The organism is Insolitispirillum peregrinum, from assembly GCF_900156605.1.
In the GTDB taxonomy this organism is placed as follows: Bacteria; Pseudomonadota; Alphaproteobacteria; order Rhodospirillales; family Rhodospirillaceae; genus Insolitispirillum; species Insolitispirillum peregrinum.
This window is the reverse complement of the sequence record NZ_FTOA01000004.1, coordinates 345,571-371,377: the sequence shown is the minus strand read 5'-3', so window position 1 is coordinate 371,377 and position 25,807 is coordinate 345,571. Positions and strand designations below refer to the sequence as shown.

The following is a 25,807-nucleotide window of genomic DNA, read 5'->3' as shown; positions in this document are numbered from 1 at the left end:
CGCGACAGGGAACAGAGACTATTTTGCCGGCTTCATCTGGAAGCAGACCGTTACCATCCCTGCGTTTTCATTGATGGCGATCAGCAAGTCTTCGCTTTCACGGCTGTAAAGGACTCCTTCGGCCCTGGACCCGATCAGGTTCCAGCCGATCTGCGGCAAGGTTTCAGCATAGAACGCCTCGACCGCCGAGCGCGTCACGCGCCCATAGGCATAGGCCTCGCCAATGCTCCCTGCCGGTGTGGTGAAAAGGTAGTCGCCCATCTGGCAACTGGCCGGAATGTCCGGCACAGCACCGCCAGCCGCAGTCAGTGACAGCCCCGGCATCAGGGGCACATCCACCAGGTCATCGATAAAGCCGGTCGATCCGGCAAAGGCGGGGGCCACCAGCCCCATTCCGCCCCCCATATCCGGCGCAGAGAAATCCGGCACAGAGAAAAAGGCCCCACCGGCCACCAGTCCGGCGACGGACAGGCGGCAGCACAGAGTCAGGAGCGGCGACCGGCCAGCGGTCTGAAAACGGCGTAAGTATCGCATGGTTCGGTACGGTATCATCACCTTTGACGCTGACCACAGTAAAAAGTGGAGCGGCCAGTTTGAACAATCCGTTGCACTCCGCCGGTTTCCGCTAGGTCACAGATGCAGCCCGGACAGGGGTTTCCCGCCCGGTCATAGACGGCGAAATGATGCTGAAAATAGCCCAGCTCGCCGTTTACCAGCCGGTGGTCGCGCAGGGATGATCCCCCCGAGGCCAGCGCCTCGGCCAGCACCGTGCGGATCGCGTCCACCAGTGTCTGGCAATCGGCAAACGACAGACTGAGGGCAGGACGCCGGGGGTCGATGCCCGCGCGGAACAGCGACTCGGAGGCATAGATGTTGCCCACCCCCACCACCACCGAGGCATCCATCAGCACCGGCTTGACCGGGCTGCGCCGCCCGGCCAGCGCCCGCTGCAACACCAGCGCATCGAAGTCCTCGCCCAGCGGCTCGGGGCCCAGATCGCGCACCAGCGGGTGGCGGGGCAACTCATCCAGCGTGGTCAGGGTCATCAGACCAAAGCGGCGCGGATCACGATAGGTGACCATCGCCCCGTGGTCGGTCAGGATCACCACATGGTCATGCTTGCCGGGCGGTGCCAGATTGGACCCCGGCGGGCTGACCTCAAAGGTTCCCGACATCCCCAGATGACCCAGAATCACCTGCCCGTCATCCAGCAGCCACTGATAGTATTTGGCCCGTCGCCAGATCCGTTCGACCCGCCGCCCCTGCACGGCTGCGACAAAGCCATCGGGGAACGGCTGGCGCAAATTGGCCCGCCGCAGCGTGACCGACTCCAGACGGTGTCCCTCCAACACGGCGGCCAGCCCGCGACAGACGGTTTCGACCTCGGGTAATTCCGGCATGATCCCGGTGTCTCCCTGCTTTTTTCATGACTTTCCATTGGCGAACGGCATTCGGTGGTTGTCGTTCGCGCCAACCTGTCTCTATATAGCGTTCGTCCTGCCCTTAGGCTATTGTGCGCGCCATGACCGAACTCAACACCCCCGCCGACCCGTCATCCGAGTCCCCCGCTGCTGCGCCGTCCGGCGTTGGCGCGACCACGCACTTCGGCTTCCGCACGGTGAAGACCGAGGAAAAGCAACATCTGGTGCGCGAGGTGTTCGACTCGGTCGCCAGCAATTACGACCTGATGAACGATCTGATGAGCGGCGGTGTCCACCGCCTGTGGAAAGATCGCTTCATTGAAATGCTGGCTCCGCGACCGGGACAGAAACTGCTGGACGTGGCGGGTGGAACCGGCGACATCGCCTTTCGCTTTCTGTCGCAGGCGCAAAAGCGGCAAAAGGACGATCAGCCGGATGCCAGCGTGACCGTGTGCGACATCAACGGCGAAATGCTGCGCGTTGGTCGGGACCGGGCGGTCAACCGCAACATCCTGCGCAACATCGAATGGGTCGAGGGCGACGCCCAGCACCTGCCGTTCCCTGATGCCAGCTTTGACGCCTATACCATCGCCTTTGGCCTGCGCAACGTCACCGACATTGATCTGGCGATGCGCGAAGCCCGCCGCGTGCTGAAGCCCGGCGGTCGTTTCATGTGCCTGGAATTTTCCAAGGTGGTGATGCCGGTGCTGGACCAATTGTACGATGTCTATTCGTTCAAGATCCTGCCGGTGATGGGTCAGGTGGTGGCCCGCAACCGCGAGGCCTATCAGTATCTGGCCGAAAGCATCCGCCAGTTCCCGCCGCAGGAACAGATGATCGAGCGGATGAAAAAGGCCGGGCTGTCCCAGTGCAGCTATCGCAACCTGTCCGGCGGTATCGCGGCCATCCATTCCGGCTGGCGCATCTGACGGCGGTACGGACAGGCCCCCAACGACATTCCCACGATTCAGAGTAGCCCGGCATGATCCGTACCGCCCGCAACCTGTCCCGCCTGTTCCAGATCGCCCGCGTTCTGGCGCGCCACGATGCCCTGTTCCCGCTGGAAGACGTGCCGGCCCTGCGGGAGCTGATCGGTGTCGCCCGTGCGGTTTACCGCCGTCCGGCGGAAGGACGACCGGGACAGCGGCTGGCGCGGGCCTTCGCCGAGCTGGGACCGACATTCATCAAGCTGGGACAGGCCCTGTCCACCCGCCCTGATCTGCTGGGCGAAGAGGTGGCTGCCGACCTGACCTATTTGCAGGACAAGCTGCAACCGTTCTCGTTTGCCGAAGCCCGTGCGATCATCGAAGGCGAGTTTGAACAGCCGCTGGAAAGCCTGTACAGCAGCTTTGACGAAACGCCCGTGGCAGCCGCGTCGATCGCACAGGTGCACTTTGCCGTCACCCCCGACGGCCGCCCGGTGGCGGTCAAGGTGCTGCGTCCCGGTGTTGAACAGCAGTTCCGCCGCGATATTGCGCTGTTTTACTGGCTGGCCCGCCTGATCGAGCGCGTCCAGCCGCACCTGCGCCGCCTGCGACCGGTCGATACCATCGCCACCTTTGAAGAGTCGGTCAACATCGAGATGGACCTGCGTTTCGAAGCTGCCGCCGCAGCCGAAATGTCGGAAAATTTCGAGGGAGACGAAACTTTCCGCATCCCGGAGATCGACTGGCAACGCACCAGCCGGTCGGTGATGACTCAGGAACGCATCACCGGCATTTCGCTCGATGAACGCGAAAAGATCGCCGCCGCCGGGCTGGACCCGGTCGAGGTGATCACCCGCGCCGCCAATGCCTTTTTCAACATGGTGTTCCGTGACGGCTTCTTTCATGCCGACCTGCACCCCGGCAACCTGTTCGTGCAGGCCGACGGGGTGATTGTGGCGGTCGATTTCGGCATCACAGGCCGTGTTGACCACGAAACCCGCCGCATTCTGGGGGAAATGCTGCTGGGTTTCCTGACCGGCAACTATCGCCGGGTGGCCGAAGTCCATTTCGAGGCCGGATGGGTGCCCGCCGACAAGAGCGTCGATGCCTTCACTCAGGCCGCCCGCTCGATTGCCGAGCCGATCTTTGGCAAGCCGATTCAGGAAATCTCGATCGCCCGCCTGCTGGGGCAATTGTTCGCGGTCACGGAAACCTTTTCGATGGAAACCCAGCCGCAACTGTTGCTGTTGCAAAAATCGATGCTGCTGGCCGAAGGTGTTGGTCGTGTTCTGGCGCCGGAAATCAACATGTGGGAACTGGCCCAGCCGCTGATCACCGACTGGATGCGCAGCAACCTCGGCCCCGAGGCCCGCATCAAGGCGGCGGTGGTCGGCACCGCCCGCTCGCTGGAAAAGCTGCCGAGCATTCTGGTCCAGGCCGAACAGGCCGCCCGCATGATCAGCTCGGAGGGCCTGAAGCTGCACCCCGACACCGTGCGCGAAATGGCCCGTCAAGGCGCCCTGACCGCGGGCCGCCGCAGCCTGTTCCCCGCCTGGCTGCCGTGGGCGCTGGTGGTGGCCCTGCTGGGAATTTTGCTCAGCCGGTAAGGTCGACCCTTTGCCGCCATCCGTTGACGTCATGTACCCGCCCGCCTGCCGGACAGTCCGCAGGCGGGCTTTTTGTTGCGCCCGTGCTGGAGCATTGTGCGAAAAGTGGTCACAGGACACGGCAGTTGGTGGAAAAGAGTGGGCTACCGCCCAAACCCGTTTGGGTGCGACGCCCCCAAACCCCCACTTTTTCTTTTATGGTCAAAGAAGTGGGGTCTGGGGCCTCAAGGCCCCAGCGAGGTGTGGAGCAGCGCTCCACGTCCTTGTTCCCAAGCTGTCGTGTACTGTGCTGAGTGAAAACGCCCCAGGCGTCCGGTTTACGGTGCAGCGCACAAAAAACAGGCGACCAAGAGGACATGCCTGTTTTCCTTCAGGCTCCCTGCCCCTTTAACCAGCGGGTCCAAAACCCCGAACGTTCGGATTTTCGAACACCCCCTCTTGTACTCTGCATGACAAAATGCTCATCTTTTGGGTATGGATCAGGTAAACTGTTGGTAAATACTGGTCTATCAGAGAACGCGCATAGATCAAGCCACCATTCGGAAATCCGAACACCCTATTCGGCAAACCGAACGTTTTTCATGGTTCTTTCAGACCATGCCGACAAAAGCATATCTCCAATGCCTTGGAGATACTGGCAAAAACAGCGATCATTCGAATTACGCAGATCTGGCACGCTACGTGCTCATGGCTTTCCCAGGGACGGCTCGGTTTTCGATCGACGCGTCCGTTGACCCTGTCCACCAACGGACACAGCAACAAGAAGTGAGGCATCTGCATGACCAAGACCATTCTTTCCCGCGTCATTGGCCTGGCTCTGGCGGCGAGCCTGTTGAGCGCCCCGGCGTTCGCCGAAGAGCTGACCGGCACGCTGAAGAAGATCAAGGAGAGCGGCACGATTGTTCTCGCCCATCGCGACTCTTCGATTCCCTTCTCGTACCTCGGCACCGATCCGCAGCAGCCGATCGGCTATTCGCACGAGCTGCAGCTGAAGGTCGTCGATGCCCTGAAGCAGAAGCTCGCCATGCCGGACCTGAAGGTCCGCTACAATCTGGTGACCTCGCAGACCCGTATCCCGCTGGTCCAGAACGGCACCGTCGATCTGGAATGCGGCTCGACCACCAACAACATCGAACGTCAGCAGCAGGTTGATTTCTCGGTTGGCATCTTTGAGGTCGGTACCCGTCTGCTGGTGAACAAGAAGTCGAAGATCAAGGACTTCCCGGATCTGGCCGGCAAGAACGTGGTGACCACTGCGGGCACCACCTCCGAACGCCTGCTGAAGGCTCTGGATGCCGACAAGGGCATGAAGATGAACATCATCTCGGCCAAGGACCACGGCGAAGCGTTCCTGATGCTGGAATCGGGCCGTGCCGTTGCCTTCATGATGGACGACGTGCTGCTGTACGGAGAAATCGCCAAGGCCAAGAAGCCGGCCGACTGGGAAGTCGTCGGCACCCCGCAATCGTTCGAAATCTATGGCTGCATGGTCCGCAAGGAAGACCCGGCGTTCAAGGCCGTGGTTGACCAGGCGATCAGCGACACCTACAAGTCCGGCGAAATCAACGAAATCTACAAGCGCTGGTTCCAGAGCCCGGTGCCGCCGAAGGACCTGAACCTGAACTTCCCGATGAGCGAGCAGCTGAAGAAGCTGATTGCCAACCCGACCGACAAGTCGGCCGAGCAGCTCTAAGCCGCTTGCTGGTGTCCGGCCTTTCCCGCAAAGGCCGGACATCCCGAGGGTCTCACAGAGGCCTTTCCGTCGAGGGCTCCACAGGGGCCTGTCCAACCGTACCCACAAGGGCCCATCCCCCGCTCGGGGACCATGGTGCCCGTTTTCGGTTTGCGTGACCTCATGGGGCAACTCGCATGAACTATAACTGGAATTGGGGCGTTTTCTTTCAGTCCACCGGCATTGGATCGGAAATCTATCTCGACTGGTTCGTCACCGGTCTGGGATGGACGATTGCCATTTCGCTGGTCGGCTGGCTGATTGCCCTGGTGTTAGGCTCGCTGCTGGGCGTCATGCGCACGGTGCCGAACCGCCTGCTCGCCACCATCGCCACCACCTACGTGGAAATCTTCCGCAACGTGCCCCTGCTGGTACAGTTGTTCCTGTGGTACTTTCTGGTCCCTGACCTGCTGCCCGAACCGCTGGAAATGTGGTTCAAGCAAGACCTGTCCCCCGCCGCCTCGGCCTATCTGTCGGTCGTTGTCTGCCTTGGCCTGTTCACCGCTGCCCGCGTGTGCGAACAGGTGCGCACCGGCATTCAGGCCCTGCCCAAGGGCCAGTTGAACGCTGGCTATGCCCTGGGGTTCACCCTGCCGCAGGTTTACACCACCGTGCTGCTGCCGCAGGCGTTCCGCATCATCATTCCGCCGCTGACCAGCGAATTCCTGAACATCTTCAAGAACTCCTCGGTCGCCTCGCTGATCGGCCTGATGGAACTGCTGGCCCAGACCAAGCAGACCGCCGAATTCAGCGCCAACCTGTTCGAAGCCTTTACACTGGCCACCCTGATTTACTTCGTCCTGAACATGAGCCTGATGATGATCATGCGCTGGATTGAAAAGCGGGTCGCCGTTCCGGGCCTGATCTCGGTGGGAGGCAAGTAATGGATTTCTCGGCAATCATTCCCGCCCTGCCCGGTCTGTGGATCGGCATGATCACCACCCTGGAACTGTTGGTTCTGGGCGTCTGTGGTGGTGTCGCCCTGGGAACGGCTCTGGCCCTGATGCGCCTGTCGCACAACAAGACACTGGCCAAAATTGCGGCGACCTACGTCAGTTACTTCCGCTCGATCCCGCTGCTGCTGGTGATCACCTGGTTCTATTTTGCCGTGCCGTTCGTCCTGCGCTGGATCACCGGGGTTGATACTCCGGTCGGAGCGTTCAGCTCGTGTCTGGTCGCCTTTGTGATGTTCGAGGCCGCCTATTTCTGCGAAATCGTCCGCGCCGGCATTCAGGCCATTCCGCGCGGCCAGATGGGCGCCGCCTATGCACTGGGGATGACCTATGGCCAGACCATGCGTCTGGTGATCCTGCCGCAGGCCTTTCGCAAAATGACCCCGCTGCTGCTGCAGCAAAGCATCATCCTGTTTCAGGATACCTCGCTGGTCTACACCGTCGGTCTGATGGACCTGTTGAACGCCGCCCGTTCCCGTGGGGACATTCTGGGCCAGCCCCATGAATTCCTGATCTTTGCCGGCCTGGTTTACTTTGTCATCAGCTTCACCGCCTCGCGCGCCGTCAAGCATCTGCAAAAGAGGTTAGCCGTATGATTTCCATCCAGAACGTCAACAAGTGGTACGGCGACTTTCAGGTGCTGACCAATTGCAGCACCGAGGTCCAGAAGGGCGAAGTGGTGGTGGTCTGCGGTCCCTCGGGTTCTGGCAAGTCCACGCTGATCAAGTGCGTCAACGCCCTTGAGCCGTTCCAGCAAGGGGATATCGTTGTTGATGGCACCTCGATTGCCTCGCCGAAGACCAACCTGCCCAGGCTGCGTTCGCGCGTCGGCATGGTGTTCCAGCATTTCGAGCTGTTTCCCCATCTGACGATCACCGAAAACCTGACCATCGCCCAGATCAAGGTGCTGGGTCGCAGCAAGGATGAGGCCACCCAGAAAGGCCTTGCCCTGCTCGACCGCGTTGGCCTTGCCGCCCACGCCCACAAGCATCCCGGCCAGTTGTCCGGCGGCCAGCAGCAGCGCGTCGCCATTGCCCGCGCTCTGGCGATGGACCCGGTGGTGATGCTGTTCGACGAACCGACCTCGGCCCTTGACCCGGAAATGGTCAACGAAGTGCTGGACGTGATGGTGCAGCTGGCTCAGGAAGGCATGACCATGATGTGCGTGACCCACGAAATGGGCTTTGCGCGCAAGGTTGCCGACCGGGTGATCTTTATGGATCGTGGACAGATCGTCGAAGACTGCACCAAGGACACCTTCTTTGGCGATATCAATGGCCGCTCTGACCGCGCCCAGCAGTTCCTGGCCAAGATCCTGCAGCATTAAGGACGCTTCCCCCCTGCGACGACTGGTGGCGGGACAAAAACAGGGTCGTGGAGCACTGCTCCACGACCCTGTTCTTTTTCTGTCGTGTACTGTGGCGTCGGATTTAACGCAAGCTGGTCTAGAGCAGCGTGCGTTAAATCCGACGCAGGCACGCCGCTCTAACATTTTGTTTTGTCGCATTGTTTTTGCGAAAACCGGTTCCCGCTTTTCGCACAATGCTCCAGCAGTTCGGACGACGACCTGCTCTTTATTCAAAGTGCAGGAGCGGAACAAGAAGCCGTGCTCCGTCGGCCGAGAGGTGGTTACTATCATGATAGAGCGGCACCTGGCCATCGCTGGTACGGCAGGACTGACTGTCACAAAGAACACTGGCAGGATAAATGCGGCTCAGGAGCGGACTATCCGGCAATTCATCAAAAATCTGCATAATTACCTGATTGCGCTTTTTGTATTGCTCGAAAGGAACTGTCAAGGCAAAGGGGTCTTGCCCCGCCATCAAATGACGCACCATCGCCTTTGGAACATCAAAGCCCGTATCAGGCACCGGGTAGACCAGATGGACGTGAATACCTGCAGCGATCAAGGAAGAAACGGTGGAGCGAACAGCATTCCCATAAACCTCGATCATCTTCTCACGAGACAGCAATTGACGCCTCTGGTCGGTAAGCACGTCTACAGCCTTGCTCTGATCCAGGAGATCAAAGCGACCTTCCAGATACAAGCTATAGTATCCTGACAGAATCACATTCTTGATCGTCTTCGACGCCAGAATATCCCCCAGAGCCTGCTGATTGTGTTGATAGCACGTCGGTTGCCCAATGTTCCCTATTCCACCAAACGGCGGGCAACCGCCATGGCCGAAATAGGTCAACGCAATACCACGGCTGCTCGCCATTTCATCCAGCAAGCCGACCAGCCGCTCGGAATGGCTGTCACCCCACAGAGCCCAGGTGGGAGCCACCGTCTGAGAGCCATAGGTACAGTATTGATTGCCTGTAACCATTGCTTTGGAAGCCATACACTGCGGTCGTGGATTGACCGGCGCTGCAGACCAGAACTTCAAGGCAAGCTCGGGGTAACGGGCAGGCCATCCGTTGCTGGTGACACCAAACAGACCAAATAGTGTCAGAACCATTGCCCCGACCAGAGCGGATACGAAAATGATTCTCCGGCTAAAATAAACAGATTTTCGGAATGGGGTCTCGATAAAACGCCAGGAAAAATAGGAAAGAACAAGAGAGGATATAATCCACAGGAATATATCCATATTATTTGTTGGACGATCCAGGCGATACGTCCAAAGCGTAATGATCGGCCAATGGAACAGATACAGGGAATACGAAATTCTACCGATCATCACGAGTGGGGAAACCCCTATCATCCGTGATACAAAAGTCGGTCCCGTTGGTGCCATTCCCGCATAGATGACGAGGGCCGCCCCCAGACAGGGTACCAGCATCGTAAACCCCAAGGAATTGGCAACATCCGTATAAAGAAAAATGCTGGTCAGTATCATGCCGCCACCCAGGAGCCCCGCTCCTTCATGCCAGATTTTGCGAGACGACACTGGCAGCACCCCGAGAGCCAGAATCGCCCCCAAAAGAAGCTCCCATGCTCGGGCAGGCAACAAAAAGAAAGCAGCAGCCAGATGGTCTGCGGCCGCCCATTGATTGAGAAACAGAGAGATAAAGAAAAAAATGACCAACATTATTTTGAGATAACCGCCTCTCTTCAGGCGCATCCCAAGCAATAGAAACAGTGGGAAGAAAATATAAAATTGCTCTTCAATAGACAAAGACCAAATATGCAATAATATATTTGAACTGGCTGGAGTCGCCCAATATCCTGTTGTAATGTAAAAGAATACATTCGACAAAAATAATGTTGCAGAAAGCAGCGCCTTCGAAAAATACAAGAAATCATCCGGCGTCAATATCATTGCACAGAATATGCTTGTTACCATCAGGGTAACGAAGAGGGCCGGATACAACCGCCGCAGACGGCGTTCGTAGAATTTTACAATAGAGAAACGACCTTCCTTGATTTCGCTCACCATCAGAGACGTAATCAAGAATCCAGAGATAACAAAAAAAATATCAACACCAACAAATCCGCCAGAGAATGATGATATACCTGCATGAAAAAGAACAACAGGAATAATTGCGATAGAACGAAGTCCATCTATATCACGGCGATATATCAATTTATTACTCCATACCGCAATTATACACCATAGAGTGTATATAAAAAATTTTCATTCGCAGAAGCATGATTTTTTCTGAAATCACATGCCACATACAAACAAGAACACCCTCTATCATAACCACCAAAGATTACAAACAGTCTCGCCGGAGATGCAATAAATTATTAAATCCCAAAGCGTGAGGGCACCACTCCACATCCCGCCGAAGGCATGAGCCTATCGGCTCAGAACCGCAGCAAAGCCTGATCCCGCAGCAAACGCTGATAGGTATAATCGGCTTGTGCGACCTCTTCCACGGCGGTGCGATGGCTTAACAGCGCGTCGACACTCAGCAACAGGGAGGCAGGCAGGGCTGCCCCGTGGTTCCGGCTGGCCGGACGGATCAGCAGGCTGTCCGGCTGATCCCAGCGCAGCAGGTTATAGGCAAGCTGGGTCAGCCCGTCAGGCTGCAAGCGCAGGAAGTGCAATGACTGCTCGGCTTTGGCGAGCAGGATATCAGGATCATCCTGCCCGGATGTGGCATGAACCGTTCTCGCCATCACCCATGACCGCATCAATGGCTCGTCGGGTATCCATGGCACCAGACCTGCGGAGATGCAGGCCGCCGTTTGCGGGAAAACATTCTGCGGGACGGCCATGAATATGGCATCGGCCCCCGGTGACATGACGGCCTCGCTGACACAGGCCACCGCCAGCATCACCTTGAACAGCCCGAACCCTTCGGGTTGGGCACCGTAAAAGACGATCTCGCGCCATGGGGCCTCGATGGCAAGGTTTTCCCCATAATGCCGCAAGGCAACAATCAATCCTGACATCTGCCCGTTCAGCATCAGGGCATAGCCCCGCCGGGAACTGATGGCATCACACAGGATCTCTTCGGATGGGGGACAGGCATCAGCATTCCCTGCGTCACGCGCAAACTGCATGGCGACATCGCAATCGGCGGCATGGGTCGAGCGAATGGTCAGAGTCAGCATCACAAACACCTTACGGTTGACAGCCTACTATAGCTGATTCCCGTAAAAACGCAGTGCTGGAGAAGCCGGAAACACTCCCCCATTTTAGGAGGCATGGCCCCAAGAGATACCCTGAATGCTGGTAATTTCTCTTGGGGTACAGATATGCCGCGCCTTCCTTTCTTACGGACGCAGGAAACCCACCGCATCGTAAACTTCGTCCAGGATCGGCGAGGCGATCTCGTTGGCCCGTTCGGCACCACGGCGCAGGATCGCATCCAGTTCGGCCTGATCGGCCAGCAGTTCGTTCATGCGGGTGGTCATCGGGGCCAGCACCGACACCGCCAGATCGGTCAGCAGGGTCTTGAATTCCGAAAATGCCTTGCCGCCCATTTCGCCCATCACCTCCGCACGGGTCCGGTCGGACAGGGCGGCGTAGATGTTGATCAGGTTGGCGGCTTCCGGGCGACCTTCCAGACCTTCGACAGTTTCCGGCAGCGGCTCGGGATCGGTCTTCGCCTTGCGGATTTTCTGGGCAATGGCGTCGGCATCATCGACCAGCGTAATGCGCGAATAGTCCGACGGATCGGACTTCGACATCTTTTTGGTGCCGTCGCGCAGCGACATCACGCGGGTGCCTTCGCCAAAGATCAGCGGCTCGGTGATCGGGAAGACCTCCTTGCCGAAGTCGTTATTGAACTTGATCGCGATATCACGGGTCAGTTCCAGATGCTGTTTCTGGTCCTCGCCCACCGGCACATGGGTTGCCTTGTAGGCCAGAATGTCGGCCGCCATCAGGTTCGGATAGGCATACAGGCCAACCGAGACGTTTTCCCGGTTCTTGCCCGCCTTTTCCTTGAACTGGGTCATGCGGTTCAGCCAGCCCATGCGGGCCACGCAGTTGAACACCCACGCCAGTTGCGCATGCGCCGGAACCTGGGACTGGTTGAACAGCACGGCCTTTTCCGGGTTGATTCCCGCCGCGATGAACGCCGCTGCCACTTCGCGGGTGGCCTTGGTCAGCGCCGCCGGGTCCTGCCAGACGGTGATGGCGTGCAGGTCAACGACACAGAAGATGCAGTCTTCATAGTCATCCTGCAGGCGCACCCAGTTGCGGATGGCCCCCAGATAATTGCCAAGGTGCAGGTTGCCGGTGGGCTGGACGCCCGAAAAAATGCGTTTCATACCATCACTCTGGTTGCAGGTGGATGCGGCGCGAGGGACCGCGTTGGGCCGGTCCGTCTGCGGGCTTATCGCAATCATGCCACAAGATCAAGACGACTCCTGCGGCGGCTCCTGTTCCGGGGATTTGGCCGGACGCCGCCGCAACCGCTTGAACAGCGCGAAGTCGGCTCTTTTGACCACCCCCAACACGATGGCTGCCAGCGAGAACACCAACACGGCCAACAGGATCAGGGCAGACAGCAGACCGGCATTCATCACCCCGTGCGTCAGCGGCCACTGCTGCAAGCCCCACTCGGCAGCCTCGACGGCGGCGGCCATCACGCCGGTGGCAAGAAACAGGCGGATGGTCCGCTGCTTCAGGCGGGCATCGGGGACGAACCAGCCGCGCCGCCGCAGGATAAAGAACAGCGTGCCGCTGTTGACGCACGCGCCAATGGCGGTGGCCAGAGCAATCCCGACATGCCCCATCACCTGCATCAGCAGCAGGTTCAGCCCGATATTGACCAACAGCGCCACCGAGGCCGACTTGACCGGCGTTGCGGTATCTTCGCGGGCAAAAAAGCCGGGCGACAGCACCTTGACCAGCACATAGGCCGGCAGCCCAAGGGAAAAGGCCATCAGCGCCTGAGCCGTCGCCAAGGCATCGCTGGCAGAAAAGGCCCCCCGCTCGAACAGGACGCTGATGATCGGCCCACCCAACACCAGAAATCCGGCCATCGACGGCACGGTCAGCAGCAAGGCGAACTCCAGCGAACGATTCTGGCTGATCATCGCGTCGTCATGGTGTCCCGCAGCCAATTGCCGCGACAACAGCGGCAGCAGGGCGGTTCCAATCGCCACCCCGATCACCCCCAGCGGCAACTGGTTGACGCGATCGGCATAGTACAGCCAGCTCACCGCCCCGTCGGCCACCATCGACGCCAGCATGGTGTCGATCAGCAACGATATCTGATACAGCCCTGCCCCAAAGGCCACCGGGATGATCCGCTTGATCAACAGCCGCACCCGCGGGGTCAGGGTCGGGCGCACCAGCCGGGGCATCATCCCGGCCCTGCGCGCCGAGATCATCAGCCAGACGAACTGCGCCAGCCCTGCCAGCTCGACGCCCCACGCCAGCGCATGGCCGGGCGTTTCGACAAATGGCGTCAGCGCGGTCAGGGTCAGCATCAGGATCAGGTTGAGCAGGATCGGCGTTCCGGCGGCGGCGGCAAACTTCCCGAGGGAATTGAGCAGGCCGGAAATCAATGAACAGAGCGAAATCAGCAACAGATAAGGAAAGGTGATCCGGGTCAGGTCCACCGCCAACTCATGCTTGCCTTCGGCGCCGGTAAAGCCGGGGGCGAAAGCATACATCGCCCACGGCATGGCAATCATCAGCACGCTGCAAAACAGCGCCAGTGCCAGCGCCATCACCGAAAAGGCCCGATCCGAGAACAGGCGGGCCTCTTCAGCACCGTCTTTTTCCAGCGTGGCCGAAAACAGCGGCACATAAGCCGCCGCCACCGCCCCTTCGCCAAAAAAGCGCCGGAACAGGTTGGGGAACTTGAAGGCGACAAAGAAACAGTCCGCCACCAGTCCCGCCCCCAGATAATTGGCGATCATGATGTCACGGAAAAAACCCGTCACCCGGCTCAGCATGGTGAAACCGCCAACGGTGGCAATAGAGCGCATCAACGCCATGGGAACAACCTGTTGTCAGAGCATTTTGAGGAGCGCGACACTCTAGAGCATTGTGTGAAAAGTGGGGACCGGTTTTCACATGAACACTGCGACAGACGTGAAGAGAGCATCCTGCCGTATACGGCAGAAAGGCAACAAGATCATGGAGCGCTGCTCCACACCTCGCTGGGGCCGGGAGGCCCCAGGCCCCATTTACTTTAGGTACCCTCTCAATCCCACGCCCCCGGCACCACAATCTGGGTTCCCCACCAGTACCAGCGCGGCCCTTTGCCATTCGGGCCGGGAATGGGCAGGGTACAGTTCAGGCGGGATCGTCCCTTGGTCAGAGGTTTGTTCAGGACCAACTCGATCCGGGTACCGTTGCTTTGAGGGCTTTGCCGGGTGGTCAGGGCTTCCCCACTGGGGCCATAACAGGTCAGGCGGGCCAGTGATAGCTGAGGGTCGGTGACAGTAAAGCCCACCGCCGGAGGATTCCCCGCCCCCTGCACCGGAGCCAGTGGTACCGCCGGGGTCACATCGCGCACCGGCAAGGCGCGGGCGCTGATGCGGGGCACAAAGAACTCGGCGCTGCCATAATGCTCGTTGAGGGCAAAGCGCGGCAGATAAAAGCGGTCTTCACTGGTCGCCACCACCCCGGACTGCTGACCAAAGGCGGCGCGATAGCCCATCTCGCGCAGCAAGGCCATCGACGGGCCATCGGCCTCCCCATAGGGGTAGGCAAACAGGCGGGGCTGTTGCCCCAGTTCCTTCTGAAAAGCCGCCTGCATGGTCAGCAGATCGGCCCGCTGTTGCTCCGGGGTCAGTGCCGGGAAATGGGCGTGGCTGTGCGAATGCGCCCCGATGGTCACGCCCGCCGCCGCCAGCTCGCGCAGTTGCGCCCAGGTCATGTACCCGCTCTGGCCGACGGTCTCGGTGTTGACGAACAGGGTCCATGGCACCCCGGCCGCCCGCAACAGCGGCCATCCCACCTGATAGACACTGCCATAGCCATCATCGACGGTGATCGCCGTCGCCCGCTCCGGCAGCGGTGTCCCGCTTTCCAGTGCTCCGACGATGGTTTCCAGTGGCAGAACCACCGCCTGATCCTGCCGCAGGCGGGCCAGATGGTCGCGCACCTGCTCGGGGCGGATATTGGTGGAAGGGTAGCGGTTTTCCCCAAAGCGATGATACATCACCACCACCGCCTGCGGGATATCCCCCGGCGGCGGCGGTGACGCCAGCGCCTGCCCGGCCCCCAGCATCACCGCCAGCAGCACGCAGGCCATCCGGTACCACGTCCTCATCAGGGCCTCCGCCTGCACGTCATGGCATCGACGGGCTTTCGGCCCCCAGATCGCCGATCAACCGCTGTTCCTGCCCCCATACCCACCGGTTTTTCCCCGCCTGCTTGGCACGATACATCGCATCATCGGCGGCGGTCAGCAAAGCATCGGCGTCGGTCGCATCCTGCGGGAACAGGGCAATGCCGATCGAGGCCCCGACATGCAATGTCTCGCCCTGCCACTGCACCGGCTGACACAGGGTCCGCAACACCTTGTCAGCCACCACCGTCACACTGGCCGCGTTCTGGACATCCTCGATCAACAGGACAAATTCGTCCCCCCCGATACGGGCAGCAGTATCGGTGGTCCGCAGAGCGGCCCGCACCCGGCTGCCGACAGCGGCCAGAACCACGTCCCCGGCATCGTGCCCATAGGCGTCATTGATCGGCTTGAAGCCGTCCAGATCAATGAACAGCAAGGCCAGTTTACCGTCGTGGCGCATGGCATGGCTGGTTGCCGATTGCAGACGATCGGACAGCAATGCCCGGTTCGCCAGCCCGGTCAACTGGTCATAGAGCGCAAGATATTGAATCCGTTCAGCCGCACGATGGCGTTCAATGGCAATCGAGGCGATGCGGGCCGCCCGCAACAGCACTTCGATACTGCTGTTATCCGGCAGGTGCGGCATCGCGCCATAGCAGTCAAAGCTGCCCAGCACCGCCTGATCCGATGACAGGATCGGCACCGACCAGCACGAGCGCACACCACTGGACTCGCAAATCACGCGGAATTCCGACCAGTTGGGGTCGCGCAGGACATCATAGCTGTAATGCGGATGGCCAAAGTGCGCCACCGGACCACAGGATGCCAGACTGGGGGCCACTTCCCGCCCCTCAAAGACGCTGAGGAAGTCCGGCGACAGCGACGGACCGATGGCACGGACAAAGCGTTCACTGCGGGCATCGAGCAAGGTGAGAGAGGCTCGCTGCTCAGGAAGCTGGGACTCGATCATTTCACACAGCCGTCCCATCAGGCTGTCCAATGGTTCCGCACGGGCCACCATCTCGAGAATCGTGCGCTCGGACTGCAACAGGGCATAGGCGCGATCGCGCTCGGTCACGTCAATGCCGGTGCAGATCAGGTGGGTGGCCATCTCGTCGCCATTGGTCAGATGACTGAACGACCAGCGGATGCTGCGGCGGTCGCCGCTGTGGCTGACCAGACCGGTGCGCAATCCCTGCGGCGGCGTTGTCGCCCCCTGATCCAGACGAAAATAGCCCCATGCCCCCTGATCCGGAATCAGATCGGCCAGACGGGTTCCCAACGCCTGCTTTTCAGGCAGTCCGGTCGCGGTTTCACAGGCACGGTTAAAGGAAACAATCCGTCCGCGCCGATCGACCACCGCCACCAGCGCCCCGATGGTGCGCAGAACGGTCGCGGTAAACCGCTGTTCATGGGACAGTTTTTCATTGGCCTGCCGCAAATCCGCCATCGCCTGATCGCGTTGTTCCTCGATCTTGCGGCGCTTTGAAATATCGCGCTGGATTCCGACAAAGTTGGTCAGCACGCCATCGGTGTCAAACACCGGCGAGACCAGCAGCTCGTTCCAGAACAGCGTGCCATCCTTGCGATAATTGCGCAGGACCGCCATGCCTTCACGCTGCTCGGACAATGCGGCCCGGATAGCATCCAGTCCGGGCTGATCGACGTCCGGGCCCTGCAGGAATTTGCAGTTTCGGCCCAGCACTTCTTCCGCCGTATAGCCGGTAATGACGGTAAAGGCCGGATTGGCGTAAATGATCGGACGACCTTCCTTGCGGGCATCAACGATGATGATGCCCTGACTGGGCGCCTCGATGGCCCGGTTCCGCAATCGCAGTTCCGTCCGGCTTTCCCGCAGGTGGCGTTCACGGCGGACTGCCGAGGACACATCGGACACCTGCATGACACACACCGCGCCCTGAACATCCGAGCAACGGGGAAGCGGGCGCACCAGCACCGACTGTTCCATCGCCACCGCCCGTGTACCGCTCCCCCGCGTCAGCGGTATCGGATAGCGGTGCAACTGGTTGGACAGCAATGCCGACAGGCCATCCGTGCAGGCATCCCGCACCGTTCGCGACAGAACGGTCGACACCTGGTCCCCGAATACCTCCTCCAGAGTCCGGCCATGGACATCGGCAGCCTTCATGCCACTGGATCGTTCCATCCAGTGATTCCACAGCAGAATGCGGGCTTCGCTGTCAAACAGCGCAACCCCGCAATCAAGAACATCGAGCAGACGAACCTGCCCCGGAGACGCCGACCTGATCATATCCGCACCTTACCCTGTCCCTTGTTCCGCAAACCTGCCTTGTGATCGGGGCAGGTCAACCGCTCAAGGCTTCGAGATACTCGTTGATCTTGGCCCGGAAGCTGGCTGCCGAACGCAAATCAATGGCAAAGGCCAAAAAGCCCTGAATGGCCCGCCGCCGCAAACTGAAATCAATCTGGACCAGCAACAGCACCGAAGACGAGCCATCCAGCGGCGGCTCGGCAGACATCCGCGCCTCGGGCGGGGGATCGCACAGGAACGACAGGAATCCCTGCTTGTCACCGGTATAGGTTTCCGGCAATGACGAGCTGATTTCGCTGTGCAGGGCGTTGGCGATCGTTGCCAGACAGTTGTTCAGGATAATGTTGCCGATTTCGGCCAGCGTTTCCTGTTCGAGTTCCGATATTTCTTCGGCGGGCATGTCTTCGCCAATGATGGCCCGCACCAGTTCCAGGCTGCGTTCTTCGGGAAACAGCAGGGCTGCCGCCCCGGCAATGAAACCGTCGAACGACTGGCGAACCCCGGCAAGAACGTCGGGGATGCTGGCGTCGAAAACCCGCTGTGCCTCGGCAATGCCGACAAAGGCAACCTCGGGAACCGACAGGATGACTTCATCGTTGACCAGACGCGAAAAGGCCCCCGCCGCGCGCCCGACGCCCATGTTCATCAGTTCGGTAACGACGTCCTGTTCGTCGGCGGTCAAAATCATGGTCATGGGGCACTCCCGGTGATGAAGGCCGTCAGCACGGCAGTGTCCGGCGGCTTGGGAATGAAGGCCATGCCAAGGTTACGGGCCCGTTCAATCACGGCATCCTGAATGTTGGCCGTACACAGGGCCAGACGGACAGACGGGGCAGAGGTCCGCAGGTCCTCGGCCAGTTCCAGCCCGGTCTTTTCAGGCATGTTGTAGTCAATGACGGCAAGATCAATGGCCGTACCCGCCACAACCGACAAGGCTTCGTCAACACTGCCTGCTTCGAGAAATTCGGCATCCGGGGCAATGGCCGACACCATCCGGCGCAACGACAAACGGGCGACACGACTATCGTCTACAATCAAAATAACCGGCATAACCAACGATCCTTACCTGTCCAGCAAACCAAAAAAACCAGAACGCACCCACATGGCGGGACTGTGATACCAAGAGAGGGCAGCGCTGTACACGCACCACTTCAAGACATTCTCAAGGCAAGCCAGACACCCTGCTGGTGGCCCCTGATGAGGGGGCCGACAAGATGCTCCCGCGTCTATGCTGGTCTGTGCTGGTTCTGGGGCCCCTATCCTGAGGGTGTCATTAAGGCTACACTACGACCGTTAGCCAATGAATAATACTGAATTATCTGCTTTTCTACCATTTTTATCAGGGATGCTCCCATGACCGCAGAAAAAACAAGGGAATGGCTTTCCTCCCTGACGATTTACTGGAATATTCGTATTCTATCCATTGGGCTCCTCGGGTTCTCTTCTGGACTGCCGCTGCTGCTGGTGATGGGAACACTGGCCGCCCGGCTCAGCGAATCCGGCGTCTCGCTGCAGGATATCGGTGCCTTCACCCTCGTCACGTTTGCCTATGGCTTTAAATGGCTGTGGTCGCCAATCGTGGATCAACTGCCGTTTCCCCTGTTGTGCCGCCTGTTTGGCCGACGGCGGGGCTGGATGCTGGCCAGCCAGCTGGCAACGGCGGGCTGCATTCTGGGATTGGGGTTCAGCAACCCGGCAGAAAGCCTGTGGGCCACCGCCCTGTGGGCCATCGCCCTCAGCTTTGCCTCGGCCACCCAGGACATCGTGATTGATGCCTTTCGGGTCGAGCGCCTGAACAGCGAAGAAATGGGCGCGGGAGCCGGGGTGATCGTGCTGGGCTACCGGCTGGGGATGGTGGTGGCTGGCGGCGGCACCCTGATTCTGGCCGACCTGTGGGGCTGGGCGGGGGCCTACAGCCTGATGGCAGCCCTGATGGGGGTTGGTGTTCTGGCGGCGCTGATCCTGCCGGACCCTCCGCTGCCGACGGCAGGGGAAGCCACTCCACGCCCCTCTCTGGCCGAGTGGGTCCGCCATGCGGTCGTTGACCCGTTGCGCGACTTTGCCGCGCGCCGGGGCTGGCTGCTGATCCTGCTGTTCATCGCCCTTTACAAATACGGCGATGCCCTGCTGAGTGCGATGAGCACGCCGTTCTACCTGCAAATGGGCTTCAGCAAGACCGAAATCGGGGTGGTGACCAAGGGCTTTGGCATCACCTTTACCATCATCGGCGGTTTGGGCGGCGGGGTGCTGGTGGCCCGGCTGGGGATCATGCGGGCCTTGCTGGTCTGTGGCGTGCTGCAGGCGGCCTCCAACCTGCTGTTTGCCGCGCTGGCGATCAGTGGCCACAACATGCCGGTGCTGATGGCCACCATCGCCGTCGAAAACTTCACCTCCGGCATGGGCGGCGCGGCCTTTGTCGCCTATCTGTCGTCGCTGTGCTCGCTGTCCTATACCGCCACCCAGTATGCGCTGGTCAGCTCGCTGATGGCCACCGCCCGCACCTTTCTGGCCTCGGGCGGCGGCTGGCTGGCCGAGCAGATGAGCTGGTTGCAGTATTTCCTGCTGACTGCACTGGCGGCATTGCCCGGTCTGCTGTTGCTGCTGTGGCTGATGCGCCTGCCACAGACTCCCGCAGGTGTGAGCGCGGTTTCTGCCGCAAAGGATTGACCTGCCCGCACGAAGGGTGTCCACTGCGCCCGTCATTGCATTCTGGCCCTGTTTCTGTCGGAGAACCCCGTTCCGTGTCGCAGGATTCCGCTCTTCTGGCCCTGATGGCCGCTGGCGCCAGCCACTGCGTCGTCGTGATCTCGGACCATGGCAGCCTGTTGACCAGCCTGTTTTTCACCGGTCTGATGGGCAGCCTCAGCCATTGCAGCACCATGTGCGGGCCGTTTGTGCTCAGTCAGGTGGCCGCCCGCATGGAAGCCATCCCGGCGCAAAAGATGCGCGAGTGGCACCGTCTGACCGGGGCCGCCCTGCTGCCCTACCATCTGGGCCGAGGCACCACCTACATGCTGCTGGGAAGCCTTGGGGCGCTGCTGGCAGGTTCGCTGTCCAGCCTGAACGGCCTGCGCTGGCTGTCTGCCGCCCTGTTGCTGGTCGCCGCCCTGCTGCTGGTCGGTTATGCCCTGCCGCAGTTCAAAATTCACCTGCCCGGCCTTCCCGCTGAACGCTGGTGGTCGGCCACCGTCGCCCGCAAGGCCCAATCGCTGTTTGCCTCGCCGGTCGGTGGGCGCGGCTATCTGCTGGGAACCCTGCTGGGCTTCATTCCCTGCGGCCTGCTGTATGCCGCCCTTGCCGCTGCCGCCGCCACCGGCGATCCATTGGCCGGAGCCTTTGGCATGGCAGCGTTTGTGCTGGGCACCATCCCGATGCTGTTTGTCGTCGGCCTGCTGGGCCATCTGGCCGGGGACCGCTGGCGCACCACCATGCGGCAAGCCGCTCCCATCCTGTTGTTGTTCAATGCGGCGGCGCTGGTGTGGATGGCGGTCAGCCAGATCCTGTAACCAACCCCGCCACCCCGCCAACCCCGTTACCCCGGAGGTCTCCATGTCACCCCTCAAAACCATCCTTCTGGTTCTGGCTGTTGCTCTGGTTGCGGTCGGAGCCCGCTTCTGGCTGCTGCCGGGACAGGGAACCCCCGCAGCGACCACCACCAGCGCACCGGCGGTGATCGGCGGCCCGTTCACCCTGCAGGACAGCAGCGGCAAGACGGTGACACAGGCCGATTTCGCCGGGAAATACATGCTGGTCTATTTCGGCTACACCTATTGCCCCGACGTCTGCCCGACCAGCCTGCAAACCATGACCGCCGCCCTGCAACAGTTGCCTGCCGAGAAGACCGCCAAGCTCACCCCGATCTTCATTTCAGTTGATCCCGAGCGCGACAGTCTGGCGCTGATCGGCCAATACGTGCAGCATTTCTATCCCGGCATGGTCGGCCTGACCGGCACCCCCGAACAGGTCGCCGCCGCCGCCAAGGCCTATCGCGTCTATTTCGCCAAGGTGGCCGACAAGACCGGCGACCCGACCGCCTATCTGATGGACCATTCGGCGATCACCTATCTGATGGGGCCGGACGGAGCCTTCATCACCCATTTCCCCCACGACACCACCCCGGCCCAGATGGCCGCCAAACTGGCCGGAATTCTGTAATCATGCGCGGTTTCCTGATCGCCGCCCCCCGTTCGGGCAGTGGCAAGACCGTCCTGACCCTTGGCCTGCTGCGCGCCCTGCGGCGGGGTGGACTGACGGTGGCCTCGGGCAAGGTCGGACCGGACTATATCGACCCGGCCTTTCACGCCGCCGCCACCGGTCGCCCCTGCCTGTCGCTGGACAGCTGGGCGATGCGCCCGGCCTCGCTGGCCGCCGTTCTGGCCGATCTGGGAGCGGCAGCAGGAACCAATCTGGCGGTGATCGAAGGGGTGATGGGCCTGTTCGACGGCGCGCCGGTGGCCCTCTCGGCGCAGGAACGCCAGTCTGGCGGCCATCTGACGGACGGCTCGACCGCCAGTCTGGCCGCCCTGACCGGCTGGCCGGTGATTCTGGTGCTGGATGTCACCGGGCAAGCGGCCAGTGCCGCCGCCGTCGCCCGTGGCTTTGTCACCCACCGCCGCGATGTCAACGTGGCGGCGGTGGTGCTGAACCGGGTGGCCGGAGCCCGCCACGAAGACACCCTGCGCCGGGCCTTTGCCGACAGTCTGCCCGAAGTGCCGGTGATCGGGGCCGTTCCGCGCGACCAGCGTCTGGACCTGCCGCACCGCCATCTGGGACTGGTGCAGGCCTGCGAGCATCAGGCGCTCGACCGCTTTCTCGATGCCGCCGCCGATCTGGTGGAAAATCACCTCGACATGGCCGCCCTGCGCGCCATCGCCGGGCAGCATCGCGACAGCGGCCCGCTGTGGCAGTCAGCCAGCACCGAGGCCCCGGTCCTGTTGCCGCCGCCGGGCCAGCGCATCGCCGTCGCCCGTGACGAAGCCTTTGCCTTTGCCTATCCGGCGCAACTGCGGATGTGGCAGGCCAGCGGCGCCGAGGTGCTGCCGTTTTCCCCGCTGGCCGACGAAGCTCCGGCGGCAGAGGCCGACGCCGTGTTCCTCCCCGGTGGCTACCCCGAACTGCACGCCGCCCGCCTGGCACAGGCCAGCCGGTTCCGGCAGGGCATGACCACCGCCGCCCGGCGCGGGGGGTGGATTTACGGTGAATGCGGTGGCTTCATGACGCTGGGCGACAGCCTGACCGATGCCGACGGGGTGGCGCACCCAATGCTGGGCCTGCTGCCGCTGCACACCAGCTTTGCCGACCGCCGCCTGCATCTCGGCTATCGTCGGGGGGTGCAGGTCAATGACGGCCCCTTTGGTCCTGCCGGGACCATTGTGCGCGGGCACGAGTTCCACTATGCCACCGTCTGCCCGCCGCGACCGGGGGAAGCGCCGCCGCCTGCCGAACCGCTGTTCCATGCCGAAGATGCCGCCGGGATGCCGCTGGGGGCGATGGGCCTGCGGCGGGTGCGCGACGGCCTGCGGGTTGCCGGGTCGTTTCTCCATGCCATTGATGTTGAATAGAGCGTCCTCGGCGAGTGCGAAAACCGGTTCCCACTTTTGCGCTCACTGCTCTAGAGCATTGTGCGAAACGTGGGAACCGGTTTTCGCATAAACAATGCGACAGAACAAAAGCTTGGAGCAGCGTGCCCGCGTCCGGTTTAACGCACGCTGCTCTAGCGCGCCGTCCGGTCATAGTGCTTGACGTATTTTTCGGAAATCTGGTCGGTTTTCACCAGCACGCAGACATCGGTGGTGTTGAACTGGTGGTCGATCACCGCACCGTCCCCGACCCAGCCGCCAAGGCGCAGATAGCCCTTGACCAGCGGCGGCACCGAGGCCAGACCGCGGATGGCGTGGATGTCGGCGGCGGGCATCAGGTCCATCGGGTTATAGAGGTCCGGCAGGGCGCGCGGACGCAGCTCGGCGGGAGCAAGATGGTTGTGATACAGGTATGACAGCGGCAGGGCCAGTTTGGCCGGGTCGGTGCCGTGCAGGCTGGCGCAGCCAAACATCAGGTCGATGCCGTGATGGAACACATAGGCGGCGATGCCACGCCACAGCAACTGCATGGTCAGCTTGGTGCGATACTGACTGTCTACGCATGAGCGGCCCAGTTCCAGCACCTTACCCGGGAACTTCAGCACCGGTGAGATGTCGTATTCGGCAGCGGTATAAAAGCGGCCGATCTTTTCGACGTGTTCCTGCCGCATCAGGCGATAGGTTCCGACCACGCCCTCGGCCCCCTTGCCACGGGACCGGTCAATGACCAGCAGGTGTTCACAGACATCATCGAACGCATCGAAATCACGCTGCTGCTCGGTCACGTCTTCCGAGGGCTTGGCCCCCATTTCCTGATAAAAGACCTGATAGCGCAAAGACTGGGCTGCGCGGATTTCAGCATCGCTTTCAGCCAGACGGATTTCCTGCTCACCTTGGGTTAGCGCCTCTAGCACGCCCTTCTTCCTTCTGCATGCACGCCCGACCACGGCAGGAGGATGCTGGATGCGTCCCCCCGCTGTGCGGGCTTGATCTGCCCCTGTTTCCCCGCAGGATACTACGGGAGTTCAAGGACAGGAAGGGAGGGTGCCTCAGGCGTTGTCTTCGCCGTCCTTGAGGGGGACACCATACAGTTCCAGGCGGTGTCCTACCAGCTTGAAGCCGTATTGTTCGGCGATCTTGCGCTGGATTTCCTCGATTTCATCGGAATGAAATTCGATCACGTCACCGGTTTTCATGTTGATCAGGTGATCGTGATGCTCGTCCTGAACTTCTTCATAGCGGGCGCGACCATCGCCGAAATCATGGCGGGCCAGAATGTTGGCTTCTTCGAACAGGCGCACGGTACGATAGACGGTGGCGATCGAGATATGCGGATCCTGCAGTGAGGCGCGGCGATAGACTTCTTCCACGTCGGGGTGGTCGGTGGCTTCGGACAGGACGCGCGCGATGACCCGACGTTGTTCGGTCATCTTCATGCCCCGTTCGACGCACATCTGTTCAATGCGAGACGTCATGGTGTTGCCCCGGTCCATACTGCTTTTCCTCAAAGTGTAGTCATCGTGGAAGTGTCGTCAGAGGAGATCCTCTTGGTAACGAGCGGCGGTGGTCATCTGGTATTGGCCCCCGGCGGGGCTGGGCGGACGCCGCCTTGGGGGAAGACGACAGGATCGATTGTTGAGTTGTTATGTTGGTTTTGCAGAACCAACGCAAGCCTTTATGCGAACGATCATAGACCGCTGGTGCATTGTAGTCATTCTAGTTTCGCTTTAAACAAAAGAAAAGCGCGTCTTCTGCCGAATGTCCCTTGTAAAGGGCAGGGAATTCGGCAGAAGACGCGCTTAATAATCGTTATTAACAGCGATTATTCTTCGCCGCCACGACGACGGGCTTTGGTCCCCAGGCCGATCTTCTTCGCCAGGGAAGACCGATGCTCGGCATAATTCGGGGCCACCATCGGGTAATCGGCGGACAGGCCCCAACGCTCGCGATAGTCTTCGGGCGTCATGTTGTAGGCGGTCTTCAGGTGGCGCTTCAGCATCTTCAGCTTCTTGCCATCTTCCAGACAGACCAGATATTCAGGGGTCTCGGACTTTTTGACTGGCACGGCAGGCTGTGGACGTTCCGGTTGCGGTGCCTGCTGGCCGACGTTGTTCAGGGCGCGGTGCACGTCGTGGATCAACTGCGGCAAATCGCCCATCGGGACCGTATTGTTCGCCACGTGGGCGGCAACGATCTCCGCCGTCAGGGCGAGCATTTCTTTTTCGGTCATCGGCTCGGACATAAGGAAATCCTCGTTATCTCTGGCAGGGGGAACTATCTTCGTGTCTCTGCAAGACAATGTGTGCTTGATTTCTCTGATTAGCAACATCTGTGCCGCAAATAAAGGAGAAAATAGTGTCCAACTCCTGTGATGCTGACTATTTCCTCGATATCACCAGCGACGTCTGTCCGATCACCTTTGTAAAGACGAAGCTGAAACTCGAAAAAATGCAGGTAGGAGAAACTTTGTCCGTACGCCTGAAAGGCGAGGAGCCCAGACGCAATGTTCCTGAATCCGTTCAGGAGTTGGGTCACCTTATTCTGAAACTGGAGCCCGAGGTGATCGCAGAAGGGGTATCTGTATTTCACCTTCTTATTCAGAAAAAGGGTTAGCAATCCTTGGGGGGCGCGGAAACGGTCC

24 protein-coding genes are annotated in these 25,807 nt (G+C 60.5%); 11 read left to right on the top strand and 13 right to left on the bottom strand.

The window, feature by feature from the left end; genetic code table 11:
- Positions 1-18 precede the first annotated feature (18 nt).
- Both BW995_RS12670 and mutM read right to left on the bottom strand, forming a co-directional pair.
- Positions 19-534, bottom strand: coding sequence for a hypothetical protein (locus BW995_RS12670; protein WP_076400763.1), 516 nt, complete (start codon positions 532-534; stop codon positions 19-21).
- 17 nt (positions 535-551) lie between these two features.
- The gene (gene mutM, locus BW995_RS12665; RefSeq protein WP_076400762.1) at positions 552-1,400 is read right to left on the bottom strand and encodes a bifunctional DNA-formamidopyrimidine glycosylase/DNA-(apurinic or apyrimidinic site) lyase; all 849 of its coding nucleotides are present in this window, start codon (positions 1,398-1,400) and stop codon (positions 552-554) included.
- A gap of 122 nt (positions 1,401-1,522) precedes the next feature.
- On the opposite strand from mutM, the gene ubiE reads away from it, so the two are divergent.
- From ubiE to BW995_RS12635, 6 genes are all read left to right on the top strand, one after another.
- Positions 1,523-2,350 (top strand): bifunctional demethylmenaquinone methyltransferase/2-methoxy-6-polyprenyl-1,4-benzoquinol methylase UbiE, encoded by an 828-nt coding sequence (ubiE, locus tag BW995_RS12660; RefSeq protein ID WP_084194815.1) that lies wholly within the window; start codon positions 1,523-1,525, stop codon positions 2,348-2,350.
- 53 nt (positions 2,351-2,403) lie between these two features.
- Positions 2,404-3,954 (top strand): 2-polyprenylphenol 6-hydroxylase, encoded by a 1,551-nt coding sequence (ubiB, locus tag BW995_RS12655; RefSeq protein WP_076400760.1) that lies wholly within the window; start codon positions 2,404-2,406, stop codon positions 3,952-3,954.
- Positions 3,955-4,732: 778 nt separating this feature from the next.
- Entirely contained in the window at positions 4,733-5,647 is a 915-nt protein-coding gene (locus BW995_RS12650; RefSeq protein ID WP_076400759.1) for a glutamate/aspartate ABC transporter substrate-binding protein, read from the top strand.
- A gap of 176 nt (positions 5,648-5,823) precedes the next feature.
- On the top strand, positions 5,824-6,570 hold the full coding sequence (locus BW995_RS12645; protein ID WP_076400758.1) for an amino acid ABC transporter permease: 747 nt from the start codon (positions 5,824-5,826) through the stop codon (positions 6,568-6,570).
- Positions 6,570-7,235 (top strand): amino acid ABC transporter permease, encoded by a 666-nt coding sequence (locus BW995_RS12640; RefSeq protein WP_076400757.1) that lies wholly within the window; start codon positions 6,570-6,572, stop codon positions 7,233-7,235. The genes BW995_RS12645 and BW995_RS12640 overlap by 1 nt, the downstream gene beginning before the upstream one ends.
- The gene (locus tag BW995_RS12635) at positions 7,232-7,966 is read left to right on the top strand and encodes an amino acid ABC transporter ATP-binding protein (protein ID WP_076400756.1); all 735 of its coding nucleotides are present in this window, start codon (positions 7,232-7,234) and stop codon (positions 7,964-7,966) included. Before BW995_RS12640 ends, BW995_RS12635 begins: the two co-directional genes overlap by 4 nt.
- 247 nt (positions 7,967-8,213) lie before the next feature.
- On the opposite strand, the gene BW995_RS12630 is transcribed toward BW995_RS12635, so the two are convergent.
- The 8 genes from BW995_RS12630 to BW995_RS12595 form a co-directional block, all read right to left on the bottom strand.
- Positions 8,214-10,169, bottom strand: a complete 1,956-nt coding sequence (locus BW995_RS12630; RefSeq protein WP_076400755.1) for an acyltransferase family protein — start codon at positions 10,167-10,169, stop codon at positions 8,214-8,216.
- A 224-nt stretch (positions 10,170-10,393) separates the two neighbouring features.
- On the bottom strand, positions 10,394-11,146 hold the full coding sequence (locus BW995_RS12625) for a hypothetical protein (protein ID WP_076400754.1): 753 nt from the start codon (positions 11,144-11,146) through the stop codon (positions 10,394-10,396).
- A 162-nt stretch (positions 11,147-11,308) separates the two neighbouring features.
- On the bottom strand, positions 11,309-12,310 hold the full coding sequence (gene trpS / locus BW995_RS12620; RefSeq protein WP_076400753.1) for a tryptophan--tRNA ligase: 1,002 nt from the start codon (positions 12,308-12,310) through the stop codon (positions 11,309-11,311).
- An 87-nt stretch (positions 12,311-12,397) separates the two neighbouring features.
- The gene (gene murJ / locus BW995_RS12615; RefSeq protein ID WP_076400752.1) at positions 12,398-13,990 is read right to left on the bottom strand and encodes a murein biosynthesis integral membrane protein MurJ; all 1,593 of its coding nucleotides are present in this window, start codon (positions 13,988-13,990) and stop codon (positions 12,398-12,400) included.
- Between the two features lie 209 nt (positions 13,991-14,199).
- Positions 14,200-15,273: a polysaccharide deacetylase family protein gene (locus BW995_RS12610; protein WP_076400751.1), complete on the bottom strand. Its 1,074-nt coding sequence runs from the start codon at positions 15,271-15,273 to the stop codon at positions 14,200-14,202.
- A 19-nt stretch (positions 15,274-15,292) separates the two neighbouring features.
- Positions 15,293-17,566: a diguanylate cyclase domain-containing protein gene (locus BW995_RS12605; RefSeq protein ID WP_076400750.1), complete on the bottom strand. Its 2,274-nt coding sequence runs from the start codon at positions 17,564-17,566 to the stop codon at positions 15,293-15,295.
- A 55-nt stretch (positions 17,567-17,621) separates the two neighbouring features.
- Positions 17,622-18,281, bottom strand: coding sequence for a chemotaxis protein CheX (locus BW995_RS12600; RefSeq protein WP_076400749.1), 660 nt, complete (start codon positions 18,279-18,281; stop codon positions 17,622-17,624).
- The gene (locus BW995_RS12595; RefSeq protein WP_076400748.1) at positions 18,278-18,637 is read right to left on the bottom strand and encodes a response regulator transcription factor; all 360 of its coding nucleotides are present in this window, start codon (positions 18,635-18,637) and stop codon (positions 18,278-18,280) included. The genes BW995_RS12600 and BW995_RS12595 overlap by 4 nt, the downstream gene beginning before the upstream one ends.
- 303 nt (positions 18,638-18,940) lie before the next feature.
- Here BW995_RS12595 and BW995_RS12590 point away from each other — a divergent pair, with 303 nt between their 5' ends.
- The 4 genes from BW995_RS12590 (at position 18,941) to BW995_RS12575 (ending at position 23,148) form a co-directional block, all read left to right on the top strand.
- Positions 18,941-20,254, top strand: coding sequence for an AmpG family muropeptide MFS transporter (locus BW995_RS12590; protein ID WP_076400747.1), 1,314 nt, complete (start codon positions 18,941-18,943; stop codon positions 20,252-20,254).
- 74 nt (positions 20,255-20,328) lie between these two features.
- Positions 20,329-21,093 carry a sulfite exporter TauE/SafE family protein gene (locus tag BW995_RS12585; protein WP_076400746.1) on the top strand — a complete coding sequence of 255 codons (765 nt, stop codon included), beginning with the start codon at positions 20,329-20,331 and terminating at the stop codon, positions 21,091-21,093.
- A 43-nt stretch (positions 21,094-21,136) separates the two neighbouring features.
- Positions 21,137-21,742 carry an SCO family protein gene (locus tag BW995_RS12580; protein WP_076400745.1) on the top strand — a complete coding sequence of 202 codons (606 nt, stop codon included), beginning with the start codon at positions 21,137-21,139 and terminating at the stop codon, positions 21,740-21,742.
- Between the two features lie 2 nt (positions 21,743-21,744).
- The gene (locus tag BW995_RS12575; RefSeq protein ID WP_076400744.1) at positions 21,745-23,148 is read left to right on the top strand and encodes a cobyrinate a,c-diamide synthase; all 1,404 of its coding nucleotides are present in this window, start codon (positions 21,745-21,747) and stop codon (positions 23,146-23,148) included.
- A 152-nt stretch (positions 23,149-23,300) separates the two neighbouring features.
- Here BW995_RS12575 and BW995_RS12570 read toward each other — a convergent pair whose 3' ends face one another.
- From BW995_RS12570 to BW995_RS12560, 3 genes are all read right to left on the bottom strand, one after another.
- On the bottom strand, positions 23,301-24,080 hold the full coding sequence (locus BW995_RS12570; RefSeq protein WP_076400743.1) for a GNAT family N-acetyltransferase: 780 nt from the start codon (positions 24,078-24,080) through the stop codon (positions 23,301-23,303).
- A 135-nt stretch (positions 24,081-24,215) separates the two neighbouring features.
- A complete protein-coding gene (locus tag BW995_RS12565; protein WP_076400932.1) occupies positions 24,216-24,641 on the bottom strand; it encodes a Fur family transcriptional regulator in 426 nt (141 codons plus the stop codon).
- A 347-nt stretch (positions 24,642-24,988) separates the two neighbouring features.
- Positions 24,989-25,408 carry a MucR family transcriptional regulator gene (locus tag BW995_RS12560; protein WP_076400742.1) on the bottom strand — a complete coding sequence of 140 codons (420 nt, stop codon included), beginning with the start codon at positions 25,406-25,408 and terminating at the stop codon, positions 24,989-24,991.
- Between the two features lie 113 nt (positions 25,409-25,521).
- Between BW995_RS12560 and BW995_RS12555 the strand changes: the two genes are divergently transcribed.
- Positions 25,522-25,779, top strand: coding sequence for a sulfurtransferase TusA family protein (locus tag BW995_RS12555; protein ID WP_076400741.1), 258 nt, complete (start codon positions 25,522-25,524; stop codon positions 25,777-25,779).
- The last annotated feature ends 28 nt before the right edge of the window (positions 25,780-25,807 follow it).

Bases quoted from the DNA above. Each gene is read 5' to 3' on its own strand.
- BW995_RS12590 (WP_076400747.1), top strand. From the start codon at position 18,941: ATGACCGCAGAAAAAACAAGGGAATGGCTTTCCTCCCTGACGATTTAC.
- murJ (WP_076400752.1), bottom strand. From the start codon at position 13,990: ATGGCGTTGATGCGCTCTATTGCCACCGTTGGCGGTTTCACCATGCTG.
- BW995_RS12595 (WP_076400748.1), bottom strand. From the start codon at position 18,637: ATGCCGGTTATTTTGATTGTAGACGATAGTCGTGTCGCCCGTTTGTCG.
- BW995_RS12640 (WP_076400757.1), top strand. From the start codon at position 6,570: ATGGATTTCTCGGCAATCATTCCCGCCCTGCCCGGTCTGTGGATCGGC.
- BW995_RS12560 (WP_076400742.1), bottom strand. From the start codon at position 25,408: ATGTCCGAGCCGATGACCGAAAAAGAAATGCTCGCCCTGACGGCGGAG.
- mutM (WP_076400762.1), bottom strand. From the start codon at position 1,400: ATGCCGGAATTACCCGAGGTCGAAACCGTCTGTCGCGGGCTGGCCGCC.
- BW995_RS12605 (WP_076400750.1), bottom strand. From the start codon at position 17,566: ATGATCAGGTCGGCGTCTCCGGGGCAGGTTCGTCTGCTCGATGTTCTT.
- BW995_RS12610 (WP_076400751.1), bottom strand. From the start codon at position 15,273: ATGAGGACGTGGTACCGGATGGCCTGCGTGCTGCTGGCGGTGATGCTG.
- BW995_RS12625 (WP_076400754.1), bottom strand. From the start codon at position 11,146: ATGCTGACTCTGACCATTCGCTCGACCCATGCCGCCGATTGCGATGTC.
- BW995_RS12650 (WP_076400759.1), top strand. From the start codon at position 4,733: ATGACCAAGACCATTCTTTCCCGCGTCATTGGCCTGGCTCTGGCGGCG.
- BW995_RS12645 (WP_076400758.1), top strand. From the start codon at position 5,824: ATGAACTATAACTGGAATTGGGGCGTTTTCTTTCAGTCCACCGGCATT.
- BW995_RS12580 (WP_076400745.1), top strand. From the start codon at position 21,137: ATGTCACCCCTCAAAACCATCCTTCTGGTTCTGGCTGTTGCTCTGGTT.
- trpS (WP_076400753.1), bottom strand. From the start codon at position 12,310: ATGAAACGCATTTTTTCGGGCGTCCAGCCCACCGGCAACCTGCACCTT.
- BW995_RS12575 (WP_076400744.1), top strand. From the start codon at position 21,745: ATGCGCGGTTTCCTGATCGCCGCCCCCCGTTCGGGCAGTGGCAAGACC.
- ubiE (WP_084194815.1), top strand. From the start codon at position 1,523: ATGACCGAACTCAACACCCCCGCCGACCCGTCATCCGAGTCCCCCGCT.
- BW995_RS12565 (WP_076400932.1), bottom strand. From the start codon at position 24,641: ATGACGTCTCGCATTGAACAGATGTGCGTCGAACGGGGCATGAAGATG.
- BW995_RS12635 (WP_076400756.1), top strand. From the start codon at position 7,232: ATGATTTCCATCCAGAACGTCAACAAGTGGTACGGCGACTTTCAGGTG.
- BW995_RS12670 (WP_076400763.1), bottom strand. From the start codon at position 534: ATGCGATACTTACGCCGTTTTCAGACCGCTGGCCGGTCGCCGCTCCTG.
- ubiB (WP_076400760.1), top strand. From the start codon at position 2,404: ATGATCCGTACCGCCCGCAACCTGTCCCGCCTGTTCCAGATCGCCCGC.
- BW995_RS12600 (WP_076400749.1), bottom strand. From the start codon at position 18,281: ATGACCATGATTTTGACCGCCGACGAACAGGACGTCGTTACCGAACTG.